28 protein-coding genes are annotated in these 23,316 nt (G+C 57.3%); 5 read left to right on the top strand and 23 right to left on the bottom strand.

Translation table 11 applies throughout. The features are described 5' to 3' along the window. Positions 1–238: 238 nt before the first annotated feature. Positions 239–679 carry a low molecular weight protein-tyrosine-phosphatase gene (locus L1075_RS15100; protein ID WP_246942632.1) on the bottom strand — a complete coding sequence of 147 codons (441 nt, stop codon included), beginning with the start codon at positions 677–679 and terminating at the stop codon, positions 239–241. 426 nt (positions 680–1,105) lie between these two features. Here L1075_RS15100 and vapB point away from each other — a divergent pair, with 426 nt between their 5' ends. Together vapB and vapC are read left to right on the top strand one after the other, a co-directional pair. After that, the gene (gene vapB, locus L1075_RS15095) at positions 1,106–1,336 is read left to right on the top strand and encodes a type II toxin-antitoxin system VapB family antitoxin (RefSeq protein WP_179000333.1); all 231 of its coding nucleotides are present in this window, start codon (positions 1,106–1,108) and stop codon (positions 1,334–1,336) included. Further along, entirely contained in the window at positions 1,336–1,827 is a 492-nt protein-coding gene (gene vapC, locus L1075_RS15090; RefSeq protein WP_425531267.1) for a type II toxin-antitoxin system tRNA(fMet)-specific endonuclease VapC, read from the top strand. The genes vapB and vapC overlap by 1 nt, the downstream gene beginning before the upstream one ends. Positions 1,828–1,850: 23 nt before the next feature. On the opposite strand, the gene L1075_RS15085 is transcribed toward vapC, so the two are convergent. Continuing rightward, positions 1,851–2,795, bottom strand: a complete 945-nt coding sequence (locus L1075_RS15085; protein WP_246942630.1) for an Rpn family recombination-promoting nuclease/putative transposase — start codon at positions 2,793–2,795, stop codon at positions 1,851–1,853. 158 nt (positions 2,796–2,953) lie between these two features. Next, complete coding sequence (locus L1075_RS15080) at positions 2,954–3,928, bottom strand: ABC transporter substrate-binding protein (RefSeq protein WP_246942628.1); 975 nt, start codon at positions 3,926–3,928, stop codon at positions 2,954–2,956. A 330-nt stretch (positions 3,929–4,258) separates the two neighbouring features. Between L1075_RS15080 and L1075_RS15075 the strand changes: the two genes are divergently transcribed. Beyond that, the gene (locus tag L1075_RS15075) at positions 4,259–5,188 is read left to right on the top strand and encodes a glycosyltransferase family 2 protein (protein WP_246942626.1); all 930 of its coding nucleotides are present in this window, start codon (positions 4,259–4,261) and stop codon (positions 5,186–5,188) included. A 90-nt stretch (positions 5,189–5,278) separates the two neighbouring features. Here L1075_RS15075 and L1075_RS15070 read toward each other — a convergent pair whose 3' ends face one another. The 15 genes from L1075_RS15070 to L1075_RS15000 form a co-directional block, all read right to left on the bottom strand. Next, positions 5,279–6,349 (bottom strand): glycosyltransferase, encoded by a 1,071-nt coding sequence (locus tag L1075_RS15070; RefSeq protein WP_343311316.1) that lies wholly within the window; start codon positions 6,347–6,349, stop codon positions 5,279–5,281. 49 nt (positions 6,350–6,398) lie between these two features. After that, positions 6,399–7,481, bottom strand: a complete 1,083-nt coding sequence (locus L1075_RS15065; RefSeq protein ID WP_246942623.1) for a glycosyltransferase family 2 protein — start codon at positions 7,479–7,481, stop codon at positions 6,399–6,401. A gap of 254 nt (positions 7,482–7,735) precedes the next feature. After that, positions 7,736–8,521: a sulfotransferase domain-containing protein gene (locus L1075_RS15060; protein ID WP_343311313.1), complete on the bottom strand. Its 786-nt coding sequence runs from the start codon at positions 8,519–8,521 to the stop codon at positions 7,736–7,738. A gap of 24 nt (positions 8,522–8,545) precedes the next feature. Next, positions 8,546–9,310, bottom strand: a complete 765-nt coding sequence (locus L1075_RS15055) for a sulfotransferase family 2 domain-containing protein (RefSeq protein ID WP_281504324.1) — start codon at positions 9,308–9,310, stop codon at positions 8,546–8,548. 109 nt (positions 9,311–9,419) lie between these two features. After that, a complete protein-coding gene (locus L1075_RS15050; protein ID WP_246942616.1) occupies positions 9,420–10,298 on the bottom strand; it encodes a hypothetical protein in 879 nt (292 codons plus the stop codon). Between the two features lie 190 nt (positions 10,299–10,488). Continuing rightward, the gene (locus L1075_RS15045) at positions 10,489–11,640 is read right to left on the bottom strand and encodes a glycosyltransferase (RefSeq protein WP_246942614.1); all 1,152 of its coding nucleotides are present in this window, start codon (positions 11,638–11,640) and stop codon (positions 10,489–10,491) included. Next, a complete protein-coding gene (locus L1075_RS15040; protein WP_246942613.1) occupies positions 11,640–12,998 on the bottom strand; it encodes an O-antigen ligase family protein in 1,359 nt (452 codons plus the stop codon). The genes L1075_RS15045 and L1075_RS15040 overlap by 1 nt, the downstream gene beginning before the upstream one ends. Before the next feature lie 155 nt (positions 12,999–13,153). Further along, positions 13,154–13,396: a sugar transferase gene (locus L1075_RS15035; protein WP_343311318.1), complete on the bottom strand. Its 243-nt coding sequence runs from the start codon at positions 13,394–13,396 to the stop codon at positions 13,154–13,156. A 112-nt stretch (positions 13,397–13,508) separates the two neighbouring features. Then, a complete protein-coding gene (gene cysQ / locus L1075_RS15030) occupies positions 13,509–14,345 on the bottom strand; it encodes a 3'(2'),5'-bisphosphate nucleotidase CysQ (RefSeq protein WP_040243585.1) in 837 nt (278 codons plus the stop codon). A 53-nt stretch (positions 14,346–14,398) separates the two neighbouring features. After that, on the bottom strand, positions 14,399–14,920 hold the full coding sequence (locus tag L1075_RS15025; protein ID WP_035412603.1) for a hypothetical protein: 522 nt from the start codon (positions 14,918–14,920) through the stop codon (positions 14,399–14,401). A 10-nt stretch (positions 14,921–14,930) separates the two neighbouring features. Continuing rightward, the gene (locus L1075_RS15020; protein ID WP_035412599.1) at positions 14,931–15,242 is read right to left on the bottom strand and encodes a hypothetical protein; all 312 of its coding nucleotides are present in this window, start codon (positions 15,240–15,242) and stop codon (positions 14,931–14,933) included. A gap of 169 nt (positions 15,243–15,411) precedes the next feature. After that, complete coding sequence (locus tag L1075_RS15015; RefSeq protein ID WP_246894611.1) at positions 15,412–15,690, bottom strand: type II toxin-antitoxin system RelE family toxin; 279 nt, start codon at positions 15,688–15,690, stop codon at positions 15,412–15,414. Next, complete coding sequence (locus L1075_RS15010) at positions 15,687–15,983, bottom strand: Phd-YefM (protein ID WP_040243589.1); 297 nt, start codon at positions 15,981–15,983, stop codon at positions 15,687–15,689. The genes L1075_RS15015 and L1075_RS15010 overlap by 4 nt, the downstream gene beginning before the upstream one ends. Before the next feature lie 121 nt (positions 15,984–16,104). Further along, positions 16,105–16,395, bottom strand: coding sequence for a HigA family addiction module antitoxin (locus tag L1075_RS15005; protein WP_179861097.1), 291 nt, complete (start codon positions 16,393–16,395; stop codon positions 16,105–16,107). A 10-nt stretch (positions 16,396–16,405) separates the two neighbouring features. Continuing rightward, complete coding sequence (locus tag L1075_RS15000) at positions 16,406–16,684, bottom strand: type II toxin-antitoxin system RelE/ParE family toxin (protein WP_040243590.1); 279 nt, start codon at positions 16,682–16,684, stop codon at positions 16,406–16,408. 166 nt (positions 16,685–16,850) lie between these two features. Between L1075_RS15000 and L1075_RS14995 the strand changes: the two genes are divergently transcribed. Next, positions 16,851–17,879 carry a CNNM domain-containing protein gene (locus tag L1075_RS14995; RefSeq protein WP_246894612.1) on the top strand — a complete coding sequence of 343 codons (1,029 nt, stop codon included), beginning with the start codon at positions 16,851–16,853 and terminating at the stop codon, positions 17,877–17,879. Here L1075_RS14995 and L1075_RS14990 read toward each other — a convergent pair. Next, positions 17,851–18,975 carry a putative sulfate/molybdate transporter gene (locus tag L1075_RS14990; RefSeq protein ID WP_246942611.1) on the bottom strand — a complete coding sequence of 375 codons (1,125 nt, stop codon included), beginning with the start codon at positions 18,973–18,975 and terminating at the stop codon, positions 17,851–17,853. The genes L1075_RS14995 and L1075_RS14990 overlap by 29 nt on opposite strands. 250 nt (positions 18,976–19,225) lie before the next feature. Between L1075_RS14990 and L1075_RS14985 the strand changes: the two genes are divergently transcribed. Continuing rightward, positions 19,226–19,891: a hypothetical protein gene (locus tag L1075_RS14985; protein ID WP_246894614.1), complete on the top strand. Its 666-nt coding sequence runs from the start codon at positions 19,226–19,228 to the stop codon at positions 19,889–19,891. An 83-nt stretch (positions 19,892–19,974) separates the two neighbouring features. Here the strand turns inward: L1075_RS14985 and L1075_RS14980 are convergent, their stop codons facing one another. The 4 genes from L1075_RS14980 to L1075_RS14965 form a co-directional block, all read right to left on the bottom strand. Then, complete coding sequence (locus L1075_RS14980; protein ID WP_040243594.1) at positions 19,975–20,178, bottom strand: cold-shock protein; 204 nt, start codon at positions 20,176–20,178, stop codon at positions 19,975–19,977. Between the two features lie 236 nt (positions 20,179–20,414). Further along, on the bottom strand, positions 20,415–20,681 hold the full coding sequence (locus tag L1075_RS14975; RefSeq protein ID WP_246942608.1) for a hypothetical protein: 267 nt from the start codon (positions 20,679–20,681) through the stop codon (positions 20,415–20,417). Positions 20,682–20,947: 266 nt separating this feature from the next. After that, positions 20,948–22,429 (bottom strand): putative bifunctional diguanylate cyclase/phosphodiesterase, encoded by a 1,482-nt coding sequence (locus L1075_RS14970; RefSeq protein ID WP_246942607.1) that lies wholly within the window; start codon positions 22,427–22,429, stop codon positions 20,948–20,950. 381 nt (positions 22,430–22,810) lie between these two features. Then, positions 22,811–23,188, bottom strand: a complete 378-nt coding sequence (locus L1075_RS14965; protein WP_040243597.1) for a histone-like nucleoid-structuring protein, MvaT/MvaU family — start codon at positions 23,186–23,188, stop codon at positions 22,811–22,813. Between the last annotated feature and the right edge of the window lie 128 nt (positions 23,189–23,316).

Genomic DNA, 23,316 nt, shown 5'->3' with positions numbered 1-23,316 from the left:
CTCCTTGTCCACTAACAGTGCCGCTCGGTCGGTTGAGCCATACCCGCCAACGTGCCCCATTTCGCTTTGCAATACGTCCTATCGTGACGCGGAGAAACGCCCACCGGAAGATGAAAAGACTCGCTAGCCAAGCATGGTCGCGCTCATCCTCCGGTCACAAACGCAAACGGCCCCAAAAGGGGCCGTCAGCATTTACGTGTCATGCATTGTTCAATACGTATAATTTCTCAATACCAACCTACAACTTCCCCGCCCACGCCTCGGCCGCGTTGACCAGTTGCCGATGCACGTGCGTGAACGCTTCGTCGCTTTTGCCGTAGGGGTCGGAAATTTCCGGGTTGGCCAGCCAACGCCCGAACAGCATGGTCTTGCCGAACGCCGAGGGTAAAAGCTCCCCCACCGCGCTACGTTGGCGTTCCGTCATTACCAAGACCAAGTCCGCTTCGCGCAGCATCGTTTCATCGATCTGGCGTGCCTTATGCGCCTTGAGCGCCTTGGCGAGCTCCGGCCGCTCGGCCTCCGCCAACGCGCGGGAATGCGTCTCGACGCCTTCTCCCACACGCGCGCCAAGGCCCGCCGTAGCGATCATCCGATCAGGATACTGCTGCTGTAACAGCGCCGCCGCCACCGGGCTACGACAGATATTGCCCGTACACACCACCAGAATACGTTTGAACATCAATGCCGAGCCCCATTTCGCTTTGCACAACGCCCTATCGTGACGCCAAAGCGCACCAACCGGAAGATGAAAAGCCTCGCCATCCAAGCATGGGCGCGCTCATGCCCCGGCCACAAACAACAACGGCCCCGAAAGGGGCCGTCTAAAACGTAGTTCATGATCCATTCGCTGCAGGATCAGTGCGTGCCTTCCTCGCGCAGCCCTTCCACGTCGGCCACCGTCAGCCCCGTGGCCTCGGCGATCTGTTCATCACTGAGTACACCCAGCTTGATCAGGTTGCAGGCGGTCTTCTCGATGCCCCGTTGTTCGCCTTCCTGACGACCTTCTTGCCGCTCTTTCTGGGGGCTCTCGATTCATGCAGATTGACAGCCTTCTTGAGCCTCACTACATTGGGATATACATAAAGAATATCCCAAGGTGACTGTCATGCCTCAAGGTTCCGTTTTCCAATCCAATCGCAATCAAGCCATACGCCTCCCCAAAGCAAGCGCCCTTCCTGAGGGTGTAAAGCGTGTCGAGATCATATCCATCGGCAGGACGCGCATCATCGTCCCAGCGGGAGAATCATGGGATAGCTGGTTCGACGAACCTGGCGCCACGGCGGATTTCATGTCCACGCGCGAGCAGCCAGAGGATCAGCGGCGGGAAGCATTCTAATGCTGAAATATATGCTCGACACCAATATTTGCATTTATACGATCAAGAACAAACCGCCCTCAGTGCGGGAGATCTTCAAGCGCCACCACAGCCAGATGTGCATCAGTTCCATCACGCTGATGGAACTCGTCTATGGCGCGGAGAAATCCAGTAACCCCGAGCACAACATCGCCGTCGTCGAAAGCTTCGCAGCGCGTCTGGAAGTTCTGCCTTACGATAACGATGCCGCTGCCCATACTGGCCAACTAAGAGCCGAACTCGCGAAAGCGGGTACCCCTATCGGGCCTTACGATCAGATGATCGCGGGTCATGCACGCTCACAGGGCCTGATTGTCGTCACCAACAACCTACGTGAATTCGAGCGCGTTTCGGGGCTGCGCCTGGACGACTGGACGACTGGACGACTCATGCCCCATGAGACACCTCGCCGCCCACGCGCCAAACTCGGCCACAAACAACAACGGCCCCAAAAGGGGCCGTCTAAAACGTAGTTCATGGTCCATTCGCTGCAGGATCAGTGCGTGTCTTCTTCGCGCAGCCCTTCCACGTCGGCCACCGTCAGCCCCGTGGCCTCGGCGATCTGTTCATCACTGAGTACCCCCAGCTTGATCAGGTTGCGGGCGGTCTTCTCGATGCCCCGTTGTTCGCCTTCCTGGCGGCCTTTTTCTTCCCACCGTTCAGGCCATTGCTTGATGCGTTCTGCCAGCATGTCGTGTACCTCGTGTAGATCCTGCAACTCGTTGAACTCGGGCAGTTCCATCCCCGGCGCCCGGTTGGGCAGCAGTACGCGGCGTATCCACACCACGAAGGCCCGTCGTAGCCCGGTTTGCTCGGGCGCCTTGAGCCACTCGACCAGCGTGCCCAGCACCTCCAGCATATCTTGCTCGTCGCGATTGTGCTCCAATCGAAAGAGCGCAGCAGCCACGTTGCGCATGTGATCCGACCACTCAGGGTCGCTGATGACCGCCCCTTCGTCGAGAAGCAGATAGGCCAAGTCCGGCCGATAGCGTTCAAGCCCTCCGGGTACCTGTTCGACCAGGTCCGCCACGTTTTGTGCCGCCGTCCAGCGCTTCTCCCCATTGTAGAGCACAATCGGCAATACCGGCGGTAGCTTGCCGTTGGGGGTAAAGGCCTCCTGACGAATCAAGTCCTGATAGAGCAGCCCCAGGTAGGTCATGACTCGCACGGCCATGAATCTATCGACGCTCGACTGGAACTCGAGCAGCAAATAAACATAGAGCCAGTCGTCGCCCCAGCGCACTCGCCAGATGACGTCGTCCTCGCGATCCCGCAGATCTTCGGTGATATAGGAGCCGCTGACCTTCTCCATTGTCGAGAAGTCGAGTTGTTCCACCCAGGCTTCCTTGACGAACCCGGTCAATAGATCTCTCACCATCTCGGGGTGAGAGAACAGCAACTTATAGCTGTGGTCGTGAGGGTGGTGGGGTTGACTCGCCATGCGTGCTCCTGTCTCGACCCTGGAAGCTTACCGCGTTGCGGGCACCTGGGACAGGGACTATCGCGAATAAATTCGCTCCCACTAATATCTTCTCACAACCTGGGTGGGCGCCATGCCTCGGCCGTGTTGACCAATATGCAAACTCCAAGAAGCGAGCTTCAGGGAGCGGGCTTCGCCAGATCGCTGATCTTTTCGAGGTCGTAGCGCTTTGCAGTCTCGGCGGTGACGACGAAGCCGTTCTTATCTTGCGCGGGGGCTGGCTCGAAGCCCACCAGGTCGCGTTCGGGCAGCAATGCCGACAGGGGTTGTCCGCTCGTGTCGGCGAGCGTGTTCAGCCAACCACCCAAGCTGCCGGTGTACTCCGGGAACAGGTCGATCTCGCCGCTTTCGAGCAGGGGCAGATAGGTGGCGCGGTTGCCGATTTCCTGGCGATGCCGGGTGGGGTATCCCGCCTGGTCGAGCGCCTGGCGATACATTTCCGCCAGGATGATGCTCTCGGCGAAGTTACCGGAGCCGACCACGATGGTGGGGCCCTCTTTTTTCGACGCACTCTCCGAAGGCGCGGACGCTCCATGTTCCTTGAGCCACTCCCCGGCGATGGTCTCCGCCTCCACCCCGTCGAGCGCGAAGCGTCGATTCATCTCGGTCAGTTCCGGGGTCGTCAGGGCGGCGCTGAGCGGATTGAGCACCTCGCCGAGCTCGGGGTAGGCGTCGCCGATGGACTGGTGGGCCACCGGAATGACGTTTTCCGCCGGCTGGGCGTTACGGTCATCCTCCAGCAGGACGAAGCGGTCAGTGGCAAGATACCCATTGGTGGTGAAGAGCACGCCGATCTGGATGTCTCCGTTCAGAAGCGCCTCTCGCGTGCGTGGCCCACCGGGGTCGGTGACCACGAAATCGGCGAAGTGCAAGCCGTACTCTTCCTCGAGCGCGGGCAGGCAGTACGGCTCATGGGGACACTCCTTGCCGGAGCCGAACACGAACTGGTTGGCGATGGTTTCCGGCCCGCGCTTGCTGGCCGACGCTTCCTGCTCGGCCTCATTGGCCGACAAGGACGGCGCTGCCAGAAACAAAGCGGCCAAGGCCGTGCTGAACATCAGGGAGCTGCGCCCGGTCAGTAGCTGGTTGCTCAATTCGATCACCCCGTAATATTGAAGTTGTAAGTCAGATTTTTAGGCATCATCGAGGCGCCGAGCCCCATCGCCGGTATCGACGTTCGACACAAAATGTACACACACCCTATATAGCTATCGCTGTCGTTACAAAATTCTGGGGGCGTACATCGCCGATGATTCAGGGCCGAGTGGCGCGTCGTAGAGATAAGGCGTCGTCGAAATGAGGCAGATGGTGCTGGTCCGGAGGCGCCGGCCGGGCCGGCGGAAAAATGGCAGGCGTCATACAAACCGGAGAAGCCACCGTGCTACCATCCGGCTTCACACCGACATCACCGACCCGCTTTCCCTATGACCGACGTGCCGCTTGTCTCCGTTATCATTCCCATGCATGGGCGCTCCCATTTCATCGAAGCGGCACTGCGCAGCGTCATCGCACAGACGCATCCCCGGGTCGAGACGATACTGGTCGACGACAACGGCGAAGGCTCCGCCAACCAATTGGCGACGCACGAGCAGATCGCACCCTTTCTGGGGCCCAGCATCCGCTACTCGGCGAACCCCGCCAATGTCGGCGTCTCCGCGACGCGCAACCGGGGCGTCGAGCTGGCCCGGGGCGAGTACGTCACCTTTCTGGACGATGACGATCTCTATTACGAGCACAAGGTCGCTCATCAGTTGCGGCACATGCTGGATCACAAGCTGGATCTCAGCATCTGCTCCTTCGACCGGTTCGACACGGACGGCGAGACGCAACCGCCGAGCGCCATCCAGCCGCCCCTGACGTGCGCCCAGGATGTGCTCTTCGGCGACCCCTCCCCGCATGCGCCCACCATCATGATCGAACGCGCCTTCTTCCAGCGGATAGGCGGCTTCAACGAATCGTTGGCCTACCGCGAAGACCTGATGCTGGTGACACGGGCACTCATTCACGGCGCCGCCATCGGCTCAATACCGGAGCCTCTCTTCAATTATCGAGTGCACGCCGGCTTCCAGCTCTCCAAGAAGCGGTTCGCGTGCGACGAGATCGACCGTATCTACGCGATCATCGACGAGGAAGAAGCCGAACTTCGGCGCCAGTTGCCCCCGGCGGAACGGGAACGGTTGCTGTCGGTGCGGCGCTACAAGCAGCTCGAGGTCCTGTTCAAGAACGGCTGCCGCATCCCCTTCGCGCTGCTCGCCGACACCGTGAAGTACGCCTTCAAGTCCGGGGACCACAAGCAGTTGTTGCGTGGCATCTCGAAATACGTGCGCGCGGCCCTGAGGCGCAACACGCATTAGACGCCGTAAAAACAAAAAAGCCCCGGTTCGGGGCTTTTTCGATCATGACCTACTGGGACTCATGGCGACGCATCGCGCGTTATAAGAAACTCATGGCAGCGCCTCGTAGCGTTCAGCGATGGCGCTAGGTGAGAAGCCCCGGTAATGGCTCGGGTCGATACGTGGCGGTGCCGCGACGGCGTTGGCGATCTTCTCGGCCAGTGCGGCTTCGTCATCGCAGGCCACCAGATAATTCGCCAGTTCCCCCGTCAGGATATCCCGCGGTCCCGAGGGGCAATCGGTACTCACCACCGGCGTGCCGCAGATCAGCGACTCTGCGATGACGCGGCCGAAACCCTCGTAGTCGGAGGCCAGCACCAGCAGGTCGGCGTGACGAATGTACGGATAGGGGTTGGCCTTCTGGCCGAGGAACACCACGCGCGACTCGAGCCCCAGCTCACGTACCAGCGCCTGGGCGTTTTCCAGCTCACCCTCGCCGACGAAGACCAGCTTCTGCGCGATACCACTCGCCTTGTAGGCGCGCAGCAGGCGGTCATAGCGCTTTTGCCGCAGCCCCAGGCGCCCCACGCTGACGATATAGTCGCTCACCTCAACGTTCTGGTCCATGCGGCGTTCGATGGCACTCGCGTCGATGACATTGTGAATGACCTCGCCACGTCCCGGCGCCGCCTTAGCGTCAGATAACGAGGCCAATATGCCGTGGGAAATAGCGACGACCCGGCGCCCGCCATAGAGCTTTCTAATCCTGCGTAACGCTTTTGGTCGAGAGCGCCGTTTACTCAGCAATGCTTCCGTAGGATCGGTGCGAATGCACAGCCACGCTTGCGCCGCCAACGAGGAATATGTGACGACCCGGTGCGCGTAATACAGGTTCGCGATGACGACATCGTACGTTTTCGCGTCCTCGCGCAGCCACGCATCGACTTTCGCGGCGTGCAAACGAAAGCGCCGCAGCTTTTGCCAGACGTTCTTGTATCGGAAGGGAAGCGTCTTGACCGTCACTCCCTCGGGGATGTCGTGCCACACCTTATCGCTGAGCACGGCAATGGTGACATCATGGCCACGCTGGGCCAGTATCTCCGCCAAGTTTAGAATCGAGATTGGGGCACCGCCCCCACCCAAATGGTCGGAAACAAATAAAAAAGATTTTCCATCAGCCACTGTAAATTCCTTTTTCAGTGCCTGTGTCAAGCGCCATCCTAGGCGCAATTCAACCCACAGGCATCATCCGTATATGACTATCATCTTCTACCAAGCTTTCCTTAGGGACCTCCTTCAACTTGTCCAGGTCGGGTTGCCAGTTGGTCGTGATGCCGAGAAAGTGCAAGAAGTACGCATCGGCATCGACCAGAGCATCCGGCTTGTTGCGCTTCAAACGGCTCGCCAGGAGATAATTCTTTTTCACCCAGGTGTTATGCGGTGAAATCAAGAAATTGGCATCCGCGTCACAGACAAACTTGCGCGCCGTTCTTTTCCTTTCCGGGTAGCGATACCTGAAATCGCAGAACGAGTAATCGTGCTTGCCGGGATTCACGTAAGGCACGTTATGGCTTTCGAAGTAGACGACCTTATGACGAGCAACCGCCGACATGATGCGGTCTTCGTCGGCAATCAGCAGCTCATCTATGTCGAAATTGAACAGCACCCCGCCCTTGGCAAAACGCTTCAGACAATGATTCAAGGCGACCGGCTGGGCAAACGAGCTGAAGCGCTTGGCCGTTGGGCCAAAGGGAAAGTTCCAGCTGACGATATTCGCCTTCTCGCCTACCCTCTCCTCGAGCGCTTCCAGGTTGTCGCTTCCATTGTCGTAAATGAAGACATCGTCAATGCCGTAATTCGCCTTATAAAAATCGATCCACTCATCGATCCATTCAACGGCATTGTTCTTGGATATCGCGGTCAGCACCTTATTATTTGACACTGCAAACTCATTCCCCAAGGAGACATTGCTCTCGAAGTCAGGGAACTTAAAGACTACGTCATAGCGTTCCTGCCGTGACAGACTGGCTTTCAGGATTGAAATTTTTTGCTCTGGGTAGTCAGTGAGAGAAAATTTTTCCTTCTTCCCACTCACAAAAACCTGGAGATTTGTTACATAAGGTTTCAAATTTAGGGCGGGCGGACCAATTGCAACCAACTCGTCCTTATCAGAGTCAATAAACACATCATAAAAAACGTATTTATCATCAAATCTGCTTAACTGATCATCGCTGATAGCCCCATCCTTTGGATGAGGCTGTCGCCGTAAGGCGACATTATTGGGGATTGAAACGGGATTAACCTTATATTTCATGCCTATCTCGGGGAGATATGAATGTAAGAAAAACCCAATAACCTAATACAAAGGGCTTTCTGTCTATATATCACTTCAAATCTAAGATAGCACGAAAGGCTAATTTTTAAGGAGGGATTTACAAGAAATTACTACGCAGGTGCCAGGCCAGCACATAGACGACCCGGCCGTGGTAGCGCTCCATCATGTCGTTGGCTTGAGGTCGCCTGGCTTGATCAGGCGATATGAAGCTAATAAGCATCATGGCTTACTTATCAATGGCTCTTTTGGCCATTCCATGGATCATACAAATCTATTCCATAAGCCGAGGCACGTTTACTGATATAATCAATATCCTCTTCCGAGAGGTTTTCCGTATACGTTCCAACTTTTCCTTTTCTTGCCTTATAGCTCTCTTCATCCTTCGTATCAGCCGGACGAAAAGCCGATGACGTTCCTTCTCCACTCTTCTCCATTTTTTTCATGTTATTGAACGAACATGCATCAACAGACTTCCCAACTAAATCATCATCAACTTCAACACCCATAAAATTCAAAACACGAGTCAACTCTCGTCTTGCATCTTCATGCATCAACTCATAACTCGTGTAAAGAAAGGCGCAAGGCTCATTACATGCAGAATGCCATAGCTGGTAAAAGCTCAATATTTTATCAGCGCCATACGTATCGCTTCTCAAAAAATCACTAACACTTCCCTCGTAGACATTAACTCTCTTTGTGGCTTGAAAATAAGCCGATACCAACGTATCCCTGACATCTCTTCCAACAAAAACTACCTTGTTTTTTCTATAATCTCTATGTCCGCTTCGCAGATCTTTATAGCTTAAGCTAGCCTGCATGGAAGCCCCATCATGGGTAAACTTAATCTTAGGCAACCCATTTTTATCACTCAACTCTCTCACATCGGGGAAAGTACCAGCACTATCGCCCTCGTACTTTAAAGAAAAGTAACTTCCTAACATGGCACGCAACCAAGTCCTGCCACTCTTCGGGTAAGAAACAAACGAAACCCGTTCTCTAAAAAAACGTTTTAAAAGCACATTCCCTCCCGCTCGACAGATTTCTCAATACCCAAAGAAACGAATTTCGTCCGCGTAAATAGACCTGACCCTCTGAATATCATCCTCGCTGTACCAGCTACTGATTTCACCTTTATCACCTTTAGCCTTTTTTTCTTTCATCAACCTGTCTTGGCAAGGGACACCAAGGTGTTGGCAAACAATTTTAAACTCTTCCTCGATACTTTCATACTTACCAGCATAGTCAATAGCCAGCTCATCATCACAAGTATAAAGTGGCCAGTTACTTCTAAATCCATGAGGCACGATTTTCGGGTCATCCACCTCGCCCGCCATCGCTTTCAAGAAATGGCTAAAAGAGACATCTCGTTCCAAGCCTCGAGTTTGATAAAAATATTCCGACAAGGCCTGATCGAATGGATTTCTCACGAAGCAAAACTTATAGTAGTTCTCCCACTCATAAGGGAAATAGCGCTTTACAGCCTCAGCCGGTGAATGCACAGGGTTTCTAAAAAGCGTCTTTTTATATTTTGCCTTAACCGCAGTATTCACAAGGTTGCGATATCTGTTCGTATTACCGTATCGCCACCTTTCCAAGAAAGCTTTTCGTGTCACATTCAGCGCTCTAGGATGATATAAGGTTTTTTTGGCTCTGCTATTTAATGTATGTCCATTTTTAAGAATCTCATCTAGGCTTCCTATCACAATGTCATCATCACCCAAATAAGGCCATAGCGTATTTTTGATGGAGCTTCCGGCCACTTTTCGACAATGTATAAAAATGAACTTATACTTATGACTAATTATCAAAACACCCCCTGCGACGAGACCAGTTTAAATTATTGATGCTACTAAAAGGTAACAACACTTCGTTACCTTTTACTGGAGGTTACGCAGCACTATGTCCGTATTTTTGCCTTCACGACTCTATAGGGTCGAGGGGCCCAGCTTCCATTTCGGGTATGCAGGTAGGTAACTCTCCACATGTGCGTTGCCAAGCAACATGCCCTACTGTACCTTGCGTCACCCGCTCCCACCACTGGCGATGCACAGCCTTGACCATTACCGGCACGCTCGGCAGGCCTAGATGCTGGGCCATGGCCAGGCGATGCAAGCCACGGTTGATCTTGAGAAGTCGCCCTTCACGTGTGACAGCGACACCCAGCATATCCTTGCCACGCGTGGAGTCGAAGCCGCGCGCGGCCATGTCGTCCATGAAACTAAGGTAAACGCGCAAGAAGGTGAGAATGCGGGCCTCGCTATCTAGCAGGATACCTTGCTGATGCGACGACCAAGGCTTGCCAGCCTTCAAGCGCGCCATGTACTTGGCGAATGCTTCCGACTGTGCGAGGTCATCGCGGTGCGCATCGATATCCGCGATGAAGCGTGCGCGGGAGCTGGTTCGTAAGTCTCCACGCCGCAGGTCCCACTCGCCATCCCAAATAAACGCCGAGGAAGTCGGCCGGTACTTATAGGGCCAGCCTTGCCAGTGAGTGGCTCGAACCAGGTTGTTCGGATTCACGTGCAAGACCAGCTTATCGCCAAGCGTTAATTCAACCGCGCGGCGTGGCAACCCGATACGTTCAACCCAGGCGGCGCCCGGCAGATTATGTTGCCATAAGCGAAGCAAACCGCACTCCACTGGCACGCCCAGGGATTGAGCGCCCTCTCTCACCGTTTTTGACAAGCGCGCCCGCTGTACCGGCCAGTACATGCGAGGGTCTTCCAAGGGGGCGAAGGCTGGGTCACCGGCGGGGGCCTTGGGTAAACGCCGTTTCATGGGTAGCAAGGGGCGCATCACAGGCTCCCTCGCACCTTGCCATCACTATCAGCTCGCCAGGGCTCTGCGGGCTGCCCTTTCGTGTGAGATGAACCATCTTCCATGCGTACGCCTCGTTGTCGTCATGCTTTATCAATAGTTAGCATGATATCAATTAAAGCGCACGAATCGTAGTACTAATGTCTTATATGCCTGTGGCAAAAAATGGCTACTGCGTGTCAGCCGTTTGCAGAAAGCGTGCGGCAATCGTCTCTGGCTTGAAGTCGTCCAGCCATGCTTCTTGTATGGGCTCGGGCTCCGTACTGAGCGCATTACTCAGCCCTTGCGCCAAACTTTCTTCATCATGCGCGACAATGCTGCTTTCCAACGGCCCCTTGAGTATGGCGCGAATGCCGCCGGGGCAATCCACACTCAGTACTGGCGTACCGCAGGCCAGCGCTTCGAACAGTACGATGCCCATGCCCTCGAAGCGCGAGCTGAGCACGAACAACCTCGCGTGATGCATCCATGGGTAGGGGTTTTCTTGCTGGCCCGCGAAGATCACCCGCTCGGCGATACCCAGCTCCCCTGCCAAAGCCTCGAGGCGCTCGCGTTCCCGGCCGTCCCCGACCAGCACCAGCGGCAAGGTCACGCCCGAGCGCGCATAGGCGCGTAGCAGCAAGGCATGATCCTTGGCGGGTACCATACGCGCCACATTGACGATATACGGCTTGGCGGGAATACCCGGCTGCGGTTCGCGCATAGCCTGAAGAATGCCCGCGATCGGACAAGGATTAGGAATGACCTCCAAACTTGCTGGCGAAAAACGCCACAGTTCCATGCCCTGACGTACTGTCTCGGCGACTCCCTCTGACACCGCCACCAAATGCCGCCCTTGATACAGGCATCGCGCAAATAGCCAACGACTGAACGACGGCTTATTGGCACGCACTATGTTTTCGAGTACATAGCGCGCGCGTGCATCGCGAAATGTCCATACCTGCTCGAACGTTCCCACTCCCCGGAAGACAATGCGATCCACGCGGCCATGGCGCTTCTCGAAGCGCCACAACCAAGCACGAAACACCATACCCCCCATGATGCCAGTGCCCAGAAACAAGGCCCGCTTGAGCAAGGGATTGAGCACCCACCGTGCAATCAGCTCCAGACAGAAGCCGATCACGGTCAACCGGCTCCAGCGCATCAACGGCAATGCATGCTGCCGTACACCGGAATGCGAGGGGCGTAGCGGCGTTTTCACCGGGCGGAAGCTCACCAAATGGCTCTCGTGCCCGGCCTCGGCAAAGGCATCGGCCAGGTTGATCGCCACCCGTTCCATGCCCCCCATCTTCAGGGAGCGCACGACCACCAATGTGCGCATCACGTGCTCCGCCGCGTCGGCCAGGCCAACACTCGCTGGCCGCTTTCCAACTGCCAGCGCCAAATATGCGTGACCAGCCCCCCCACGATGAGGTTATGCACGTACACCCCCGTCCAAAACGAGTTATAGGATTCGAACTGATTGACGATCATCCAATACACGAAGAACGCCGCCCCGAACAGCGCCATGTCGTTCGGCATGACACCCGTGCGCCACGCCAGCCAGGTGCCCCGGCCGATCCAGAACGCCAGCGCCGCGATGACACCGAGCCCCAGCAAGCCATATGCCACCCAGACTTCCAGGAAAAAGTTGTGCAGATGGCCGAAGTTCGCCTTCACAGACTCCGGTAACCAGGACGTATGGTCGATCACCAGGCCACGCCCTTCGCCGCCCCAACCGACCAGAGGGCGCTCGGCGATCCATTCGCCCGCGGCCACCCAGGTATGAATACGAATGCCGATGCTGCTATAGGGCACCGACTCCAGATCGCCCTGCAGCAACTCCGCCACGACGCCGGACTCCGTTTCCAAGCGCTCGCTCAGCGTGTCCCCGAAGAATACGCCCCCCAGCATGATGAGCACCAGCCCCACGGCGAGGCCGCCCAAGAGGGGGCGCACCATGCGCCGGCCAAGGCCTCGCGCATTAGCCCACAACAGCACAAGCAACACGGCCACAGAGAGGGAAGCGGCCAGAGCCAGCCATACCGCGCGCGTCTGCCCGATGGCAATGGCAACCACGCAAATGCCCAGCGCCAGCGCCCAGCCCACGCAGCGCCACGGCACCCAGCGCGTGCCGCTTGTCATGATACGGCGGCCAAAGATCGCAAGCCCCAGCAAGGCCACCCCAAACAGCATCGAGCCGTGTTGGTTATTGCGTATGCCAAAGCCGGTTCTCATGCCTTCCAAGCCTTTGCGCCATTCATCGAGGCCACCGACCACGAAAGAGGCAACGAGGTAGCCGATAACCGCCAATCCCCATACCAGCAGCGTGTTGCGAGAGCTTCCGCCCAGCCACCAGGCAACGCCAATGAAGATGAACAGCTTGGCCAGACGGTCGACCTCCGGGTTACTCGACACCCACTCGGGATGATGGAGATACCCCAGCCCCCATGACAGCACCTGCACGGCAACCGACAGCAGCAGCAGCCACAAGGGCGCGGTTCCGCGTATGCCCTTCCCCCATGTCAGGACGGCAATCAACCCCAATAACGCCGTAGCGGTCCCCGCCAGACTGCCAACACCAGGCCACAGCACGCGCAACAGTCCATACAGCAACAGGGTCGCAACCCCCACGACCACAAGAACACCGGGAGACCGCCGCCCGATACAGCTAGGCTCCCACAGGCGAAAACGCAACATTCCACCCCCCAAAACAGCCGACCAAGCCCCGTGACGCGCCATGCCATGCCATGACATGACCACATCATGTGGGCCTTCCATGAAAAAGCCGCTGACAAAGTCAGCGGCTCGTGAATATACCAATGTGCCCGTCAGCCTGCATGCAACACGACGCTTCAATACGCATTCTTGTGTATGAAGTCATGCAGGATCGCCAAGCCGATGATGCGCAGATCTAGCCACAGCGACCAGTTGTCGATGTACCACAAATCGTGCTCGACCCGCTTTTCCATTTTCTCGATGGAAGCCGTCCCGCCACGAAAGCCATTAACCTGAGCCCACCCGGTGATCCCCGGCTTAATCTTGTGGAGCTTCATGTACGACTCGACCAGCTCCTTGCTCGTGGTCTTGTGCTTCAGGGCGTGCGGCCTGGAAAAGTCGCGCCATTCCGCTTATGAACATAAAAATGCCCAGACATGTCCCCAAACGCTTCAACGCCTGATGCCAAGGCGCCATAGCTTCTGCCCCTCGTCAGGCGACGCTCTCGCGCAGGGCGTTTTCCCAGCGTTGGTCGCGCTGACCGCAGACGATGAAGAATGGGTTGAGCACGCTGTCTTGCTGGTTGCAGCGCAGCGGTTCAAGGGTCTCGACATTGAGCACTTGGCCACCGGCGGCGGTGACGACGGCCTGGGCGGCGGCGGTGTCCCATTCAGAGGTGGGGGCGAGGCGCGGATAGAGATCGGCATTGCCTTCGGCGACTAGGCACAGCTTCAACGAGCTGCCCATGGAGACGCATTCATGCGCGGGCAGGCGCTGGCAGAAGGCTTCGAAGATTTCGGCGCCATGGCGGCGGCTGCCGATGATCTTCCAGGGTTCGGCCTGGGGATCGGGCAATGCGCGGGCGTGAATCGGTTGGTCGTCACCGCCGTTCTCGCGCTTACAGGCGCCCTGCCCGTGCTGGCCCCACCAGGTCGCGGGGCCGCTTTCGAGCGCGGGCGCGTGGACGATGCCGAACACCGGCACGCCGTCTTCCACCAGGGCGACATTGAGCGTGAACTCACCATTGTGGCTGATGAATTCCTTGGTGCCATCCAGTGGGTCGATCAACCAGTAACGCTGCCATGTTTGGCGAGTCTCGTAGCGGATCTCGGCGGATTCTTCGGAGAGAATCGGCACCTTGGGGGTAATGGCTTCCAGCAGTCCGACCAGGGCGTGGTGCGAGGCCATGTCCGCCTCGGTGAGCGGGCTGGCGTCGGCCTTTTCTTCGATGGCGAAGTCGCGACGGTAGATCGCCATGATCTCCTGGCCGGCGACGTGAACGCCCTCGATAAGGCGATTGCGCGTGGAATCGGTAATAAAATCGGTCATCGGGCTTCCTGGTTCGTACAAAACTAAAAGAATCGAGCTCTGCTAAGGGAGTATCAGGCGCGCGACCAACTGGGGTGAAAGGCCAAGGCGAGAATAAAGGTGCGGTATTGTCGGGTATTGCGGCGCTTCAACGCATCGATGCCTGCAAATGCATCCTCCGCCAAGTCAACCAGCGCCGCGACATCATCTCGCGTAAACCGCCTCGCTAGATCGTAATCGGCTTCATGTCTCGCTTGTTGAAGGTCGACAAAGGCTTCCGATACCGCCAGTAAGCCGCTATCCAATACAAGAGGCTGGCCCAATAGCGATGCCATGGGGGCAGGAGGATTACGACTCGCGATGCTTTTGCATACTTTTCGCATGTCCGCATGATTGAGGGAGCGCGCCACGGCTTCCCGTAATCCCCAATCAGCACTCCCTCTCACGATTTCACGGCTCGACAGGTCGATCAGGTGGTGGAACAGGGCGTAATACGCTGTAGAAACCGCACGACGTAGGCTAGCTTGCTTGGGACGCTTGGGTTCCTTGCGCTCGAGAATACGCGCCTGTTCGAGGAGGTCTTGTGAAAGTGACACCTACGACCTCCTATGCCTGGGCTTTGGGATTTTCTAAACGAATATAAGGAAAGACACCGGGGGCACGTTCAGAAAACGTCCGGTAGATGCTTTCCCTGATGTCTTTGACCTTGCTCTTGTTTTTTTGGCTCCCCATCGCACCTTCATCCACGACGAGCCAGACCCAGACCGCCTCTTCGCCGGAGCTATCGATGCCGGATTCGATGCGGATATCCTGCAGGAAGTCGGAACGCAGCTCGCGCTTGAGCTCTGCGCGCAAGGTTTCCTTATCAATCGGAGGAGATGCTTGCATGCCGATCACCTCTTGGTGTGAAGTATTCATTTATAGCGAAACTCATTTCCTTGCAGTTTAGAGCAAGACGTCTGCCCGAGCAGCTTCTCACAGCCCGCGTGACATACCATGGATAGGGTGGCTAGTCGGCACGGTGACTGGACGGCTCAGCTAGAAGCCCGCTTCTTACTGTTGGCGGATAGTCAACACTACCACGGTGTCAGCGGCGGGCACGGTAAACCTCTTCATCTCGCCGCGCCCCGACCGCCACGATCAGCACTTGGATGGCCTCTCCATCCACCTTGTACACGATGCGCGTATTGCCAGTACGAATTCGCCGGCAACCGGCTAGGGTCCCTGGCAGCGGCTTCCCGAGCTTTTCCGGCTCGCCATCGCGGATTCGCGCTTCAATGACATCCAGAATACGTGTTGCAGCGGCCGAGCCCAGTCGCGTCAGGTCTTGCTGTACGTCTGGGTGGTAAATGACGCGCCAAGTCACGACTCACTCGACCGATCAAAGAGCGCACGCATGTCGTCATGGGCGATGGCCTGATCGGCTTGATAGCTGGCTAGCCGATCCCGAGCGACTGCTTCGATACGCAGGTCTTCGAGTTCATCGACGAGATCCTGGTAGGCCTGGACGTTCATCAGCACCGCTGCCGGCTGGTTGTCCTTGAAGATCACCAGCCGCTCAGTCTGTCTGGAAGAGATTTCCTTGAGCCGGGTGCTGAAGTTGCGTGCCATGGCGGTTGCAGAGACCGCCTCTTCGGGTCGTTCTAGTAACGTCGCCATATCAGCCCTCCAATTACCACACAATTCACCGCATTATTGTGTGTATAATAAGCATATTTAGCTATGGCGGCAAGCGCAGTCAGCTCTCTATGCCGGCACCCGACATTGCTCTTGAGCTGCTTTACGCCAACTTGGCGAAGCGCTCGATGGCCGGCTGTTTGCGGTGTTCGGCCTGCCATAGATCGTAGTCGCCTTGCGCCGCCAGCCAGGTACGCGCCCGGCCGATGCCGGCTCGCTCTAGACGAACGGCCAGGTCCGGACTAATCGGCGCCCTGCCGTGCAGAATCCGCGATAGCGTTTCCCGCGCCAGCCCCAGGCGACGCGCCATTTCCGTCACGCTAATATCGAGTGCCGGTAACACGTCTTCGCGCAGCGTCTCACCGGGATGCGGGGGATTATGCATGCGGGTCATGTTCCACCTCCTAGTGGTAGTCCAGGTAATCGACCAGTTCGACATCCGGCCCTGTGAAACGGAATATCACTCGCCAATTACCGCTTACGGTAATCGACCAGTATCCGGCCTGCTCGCCCTTTAGCGCATGCAGCCGCCAACCCGGCAAATTCACCGCCTCTGGGTCTTCGGCTCGGTCGAGCAACGCCAAAATTCGCCCCAACCGCTTAGCGTGGTCAGCTCGAATTCCCTTGGTCGTTCCTTTCTCGAAGAAGGCACGCAGGCCCTTATGTCGAAAGCTTATGATCATGCCTTAAGTGTGACCAATTACATCACACTTAGCAAGCCAAACGCAGACGCCAATCTGGTTCTGCAATCCACCCCGCCACCCACCGTTGAAAAACGCCTCACGCATGGATTGACAGCCTTCTTCGGGACTGGATAAATGAGCGCTCCATTCTCAACCAAGAGTCTTCATGGTCCTCCTTGCGGCCTTCGCCATCCTGTCCATTGGCTTTTCTTTCTTATGTTCAATTCTCGAGGCGGCGCTGCTGTCGCTGACCCCGAGCTACATTGCGCAGTTGAAGGATGATCGCCCGAAACTGCATGCCTCGCTTTCCAAGTTGAAGTCCAACATCGACCGTCCATTGGCGGCGATCCTCACGCTCAATACCATCGCGCATACCGTGGGCGCGACGGGCGTGGGTGCGCAGGTGGCGGTGGTCTTCGGCGATGCCCACGTCGCTCTCGCCTCGGCGTTGATGACGTTGGCGATTTTGGTCGTTTCGGAGATCATTCCCAAGACCATCGGCGCGAGTTACTGGCGTGCCCTCGCCCCGCTGCTGCCGCCTATTCTGCGGGTGATGATCTTCGTGCTGACGCCGTTCATCTGGCTTTCCGAACGGATCACCAACCGTATCGGCAAGTCGGAGCACGATGTCGACATGCGCGGCGAAATCAAGGCGCTGGCGCGCATCGGCCTGGACGAGAAGGCGCTGGATAGCGACGAAACGCGGGCCATCGTCAATATCCTCAACCTGCATGAGATTCGTGTGAAAAGCGTGATGACGCCGCGCACGGTGTGCGTTTCAGTGCCGCCGGATCTCAGCGTGTCGGCGTTCGACGCACAGTTCGGCAAGATGCAGTTCACGCGCTTTCCGGTGATGGATGGCGGCGAGCAGGCGATTGGCTACATCCATAAGTCGGATACTTATCACGCCGAGGATGAGCAGACCATGAAGTCGCTGATGCATCCCATCGAGGCGCTGCACGAGACGGATAACGTCGAGCATGTCTTCACTGCGATGCTCAAGGATCACGGCCACATGCGCGTGGTTTACGACGAGCATGGCACCTGGGTGGGCTTGATTACCCTGGAGGACGTTATCGAGACGATCCTCGGCCAGGACATCGTCGACGAGACGGACAACGTCGAGAACCTGCGCCGCTACGCCAAGCAACGCTGGGTGAAACGCCTCAAGCGTGGCGATGGCGATGCCACCTGATCCGCCCCCATTCGCTGATGCCGCCGGCGACGAGCCCCCAGAAAGGATCCAGCACGACCGTCACCACGGCGGTCGCGGCGATCACCGGCCAGCAGGAGGGCTTGCTGTCGAACAGTCGCTTGGTGACGGCAAGTTGCCAGGCAGCGACGAGCAGCAAGGCGCCCAATCCGGCACTGGGAATACCCGCAAGCACTCCTAGCCCCCATTGCGGTGGCACACATGCCACGGCCAGCAACGCGCCGCCCAGTAGTAGCGGCGCAGTGCCGGTGCGTGCGCCGAAGCGGTAATGCGCGGCCAAGCCCCCGGCGCCGTGACACATCGGCAAGGCGCCGAACGGCGTAAGCGCAAGGTTGGCCAGACCGGTGGAGATCGACAAGCGCGCCGGCGTGACATGCGTGGCGCGCTCGCCGAAGTAATCGCCGGCGACGAGCGTGGTCAATACGATGGCGTTGGTGACGGTCAACGAGAGTTGCGGCAACACCAGCATCGACATGGCACGCTCGATACTTTGCATGTCCGGCCAGCTCGCCAGCGCGGGAAACCACGCGGTGCCGGTGTCGATGAGCGGCGGACTCGCCGCTTGGAAATGCCCCAGCCCCCAGGCCGTCAATAACGCCAGCACCACGGAGGGCCAACGCGGAAAGCGCATCGCCACCAGCAGCACGCTGAGCGTGGCAATGCCTATCCAGACCTGATCGGCCATCAGTGAGAGACTGGCCAAGGCCAGCAGCGCCCCCAGCCCCAGTTGCAGCCCGGCCAATACGGATTGCGGGATCAGACGATTGAGGCGCGCGATCCAGCCGGTCACCCCCAGGAGCAACAACACCACGCCGATCATTGCCCCGGCGATGGCCAGCTCCAGCGGCGACATGCCCGCCGTCAATATGACGGCCGCCACGGCCTTCATGGGCTGCACGGGGATGGGCAGGCGATAGTAAAACGCCGTGCCCAGATAGAAGACGGCAAACCCCAACACGACCGGCACGGGCGCTAGCCCGCCGATGGCGATACTCCCCAACATCAACGGCAGCAAGGTGCCGAGATCGCCCAGCGCCCCGTTAACCTCGCGCAGATTGAAGGCAAACGCCGTGTTCATTGTTTTATATCAACCTTCTACAGCGACAGGGTTCATGTGCCGTGTTTAACAATTGTTATTGAAACTGAGTTTATGACATATCAAGCTGCATGACCCACGCAATAGGTGAATGCACCGCGCCCTTCGCGCCGCACGCTTTACCTCTTTTGCTAGAGTCGCACAGTCAACGCTGCCGGACGATACTTGTCAGGCAGCGTTTTTCTTTTTCCAAGCAATACCGTTTGCTTACCATCTATAAGGAGAGCAAGGAATGCTCGAGTGGCTCAACAATAATAGCGGTGCGCTGAGCGCGATCGCGAGTTTCTGCACCTTGGGTGTGTGGCTTTTTTATGCGCAGCTTCTTTACCTGGGCTTTGCGCGCCAGCGGCGGCCACGCATCATCATCAACCGCGGGCGTAGCAAGTCGCCGGACGGCATGTGCCTGATCAGCAACATGAGCTCGGAGGCGATCTTCGTCTCGAATGTCATGGGGGTGTTGCACACGTCCAAGGGCGAATATCACTGCGACCTGACCGATTACACGCGGCCAGGTGACAGTGACCAAGGTATTGACGAGCAGCATGCCACGCGCCAAGGGCCGCTGGACTCGGGCGACTATCATCAGGTGTGCTCGTTCAGAGAGATCATCGATCACATCGCTGAGGGACACGAGCTGGATATCGACCGAAATACGCTAACGCTCGCAGATGAAAAGCCGAGGATGCTGGAGATCCGACTGATCGCGATCTACGGGAGCGAGAATCGCCCGCTGGGTGCGTACCGGACCTTCATGCTGGAGAAGAGCGAGCTCGATCCCAACCAGAAGAATGATGATTGCTTGATCGTGCCGACGTCGTTCGACACGCATCGCATATCGCGTCGCTGGCACCAGAAGCGGATTCGCCAATGGCTTGAGGCACTGCCTAGCGGTCGTTGATCAACCGCTACCCCAAACGCAACAGGGCCCGCCGAAGCGGGCCCTGTTATGCGAAGCCTTGCGGCTTCAGATCAAGCGCGAAGTTACTCGGGCTTGATGTTAGACGCCTGAAGGCCTTTCTTGCCCTGAGTGACGTCAAAAGAGACCTTTTGACCGTCCTGCAGAGACTTGAAACCTTCAGCCTGAATTTCGGAGAAGTGGGCAAAGAGGTCGTCGCCGCCGTCGTCCGGAGAAATAAAGCCGAAACCTTTAGCGTCGTTGAACCACTTAACTGTACCAGTTGCCATTTTCGATATCCTTTACACGCATTGCGCTTTCAATTGCCGGGTATTTACCCGAGTTGCAGTGGGTAAAACAAATTAGCGATACACCAGGCTCTCGAAGACATCGATTACTACTGACGGTATGCCACTTGCTAACCTACTTCGCTAAGCTTGGACCTTTGTGGGGACGCTGTCAACTCTTTCTCGTGTGTTCTCGTCGTGCCTTCCCAGCGCGCCAGTGGAGCGCCCCGAGCGATATGTCACTGCGCTTCGCGTGACGCGTGACCGATCTCGACGATGGTACGCATCAGCGTGGCGACGCTTTGGCTGGATTGGTTGTATTCCTGCATCAGCGCCTGCAGGCGTTCCTCGAACGGCGGCTCTTGGGGCGCGGCATCTTCATTGCTTGCGCCGCCGCCATCGAGCTCTTGGAGAGCCGTGGCGAAGGCGTCATCGAGTTCACGAAACTTGCGGAGCTTTTCACGCTCATCCATTTGGCGTGATGCGGCTTGACGATTGTTTTTCATGGAAATATTGAAATCACGATGTAGCGGTTCAAAAGCGTAATAACACGGCTTCGGTCAGGTGTACCGGAGACGCTCGACGTACGGCAACGAGTCACACAGATAGGTAACGCGGAAAAACGGTTGCTCTGAATAGGCGATGTCTAAATCGCTTGGCGTTGACTCGGCCCAGTATTATAGATGATGCCAAATCTGCGAAGTTCAATCCCTACGTTTCTTTATGCGCTGTATGCGCCATGCGCCGCACTCACTGAATTGGCGTACAGAAGTTAGCGCGTGCGCGCGGAGCGCGCTGGTAACGTGTCTTGGCGCTGTGACAGCCGCCACAGGAAGGACTCGGCGGGCCGCGGCCGTCCCAATAGATAGCCTTGACCAACGGGGCAACCCAGCCCGCGTAGGACATCCATCTGTTCCTGAGTTTCTATCCCTTCGGCGACGACAGTCAACCCTAGCCCCCGCGCCAGATCGATGATGCCCTTGACCAGCAATTGGCTGCGCTCATCCTCGGCGATGGCATCGATATAGACTTTATCGAGCTTAACCTTAGTGAACGGCAGTTCCTTCAAGAAACGCAACGAGGTATAGCCGGCGCCGAAATCATCCAGCACCAGCCCAAAGCCGTGCAGACGCAAGGTGCGCATGATTTGGCGCACTTGAGAAAGGTCCTGTGTGGCGACGTGCTCGGTGACCTCGAGCTCGATACATTGCGGGGGAACGCCGTAATACTGGCAGCGTTCCAGCAGCCAGTCGGTGAATCGGTGGTCGTCGAAATGCCGTATCGACAGATTGACCGCCCATACCAGGCTCTGCGTATGCGGCAGTTCATGACGCGCCAGCCAGGCGAGCATGGTGTCGAACACTTTTTCGTCCAGCGGCACGATCTGGTGGCTGGCTTCGGCCACAGGAATGAATTCACCGGGCGAGATAGTGCCGAAGGTGTCGTGCTGCCAACGAATCAAGGCCTCGGCGCCCACCAGCTGCCGATTGGCGAGACGGTATTGGGGTTGTAGATACAGCTCGAAGAACGGGGACTCCTGCTCCAGGGCATCGGCCAACGTCTCCGCCAGGAAACGCCGACGCTCGGATGTCTTGAGCAGATCGAGCTCGAATAGTTGCGGCTCGGCCCCGGCGCTGGCTAGCACTTGGTCAGCGGCATCCTGCGCGGCTTGTAACAGCGCCGTGGGCGTCTTGCCGTGCTCGGGCGATATGGCAACCCCAATGCGTGGTTCGAGCCGATGCGGCACACCATGAACCTCGATAGGCGCGTGGAGCATTTCCTGATAACGCGCAGCCATGGCCAGGGAGTTTTGCGCGCCGGAGGCCATGACCACGAAGACATTGTCCGAGAGGCGCGCCGGATAACACACGCCGCCGCAGGTATCGCGCAGGCGCTCGGCGATGCCCTGAGCCGCCAGGTCGGCGCATTCGACCCCGAACTGAGCGCGCAGATGGCGCAAGGCATCGAACGCCAGATAATAAAGCGAGACGGCGTAGGCATCGTCCATGAAGCGTTGCAAGTGTCGTTCGAGGAGTACGCGCCCCGGCAGATCGGTCACACGGTCATTGCGCAGGGCTTGGCGCTTCAAACGCTGCTTGCGTTCACGCCGCCGCGCCAGCCAGATGGCAAGGCCTGCCATGACCAGCGCGGCCAACGCCAGGGCGAATGTGAGCCAAGCCTCTCCCAGCGAGAGGATCGCCAGCACCAACAAAAGCCCTAGCCAAAACCTGGCCTTGCTAACTCCCATTGCCATGTTTACGGCCTCCTGCTGTTGATGAGAAGCCTTTCATCCTTTTACCCGAGGCCTCATCAACTAGCGTAGACGCCCGTGGCGCCTTTTGTGCCATTCCGTTATGCCTCTTGTGTTGAGCTGCGCTCCAGCCAAGCTATCAAGCCGATATCTATTGAAACGGGATAGCCAGGAGCCATCGATCAACCGTAAAGCTCACGATACGCATTCGCTGGGCGAAGTGGCTTTCGAACGCCGCTTTTGACGCTTCATTAGCCCAGAATATGGCAAATAAAAAAGGCTGATGCTCACGCATCAGCCTTTTACTTACGAACAACGTGCCTCAGGATTCAACGTACTGAACTCAACGTACGTTCGCTGTAAAGCACTTGTCCTCAAGGATGCTTAGTCCTCGACGCGCACCAACCAAGACTCGACGGTCTCGTTGCCGTGTTGGTCTTTCCACGCCTTGAGCGTCTTCTGGTTACCGCCCCGAGTTTCCACCACTTCACCGGTGTTGGGGTTCTTGTAGATCTTCAGCTTGCGCTTGCGGCGCCCGCCGGTGCTCGCCTGAGATGCCGCCGCAGGGCGAGAGGCCGGCTGCGGATCGAGCATCTCGATAACGGCTGCAGGCGTCTTGTCGTACTCTTTCATCAAGGTCTCGAGCTTTTCCTTGAATTCCAGCTCGGATGTCAGGCGCTGGTCCTGCTCCAACTGCTGCAACTCTTCACTGAGTTGCTTTAGCAGCTGTTCCTTTTTCATGTACTCGCTCAACAGAGACATTCTTTACCTCTAGACAGTTGGGATGTGTCCATATTATCGCCATTTATTCGCTTATTGCCAAGTCCCGTCTTTGGTTTTTATTTAAACCATCGCAAGCTTCGCCTTACCAAGTTGCCGTTAATTCGCTT

The organism is Chromohalobacter beijerinckii, from assembly GCF_023061185.1.
Taxonomy (GTDB): domain Bacteria; phylum Pseudomonadota; class Gammaproteobacteria; order Pseudomonadales; family Halomonadaceae; genus Chromohalobacter; species Chromohalobacter beijerinckii.
This window is presented reverse-complemented; position numbering and strand designations above follow the sequence as displayed.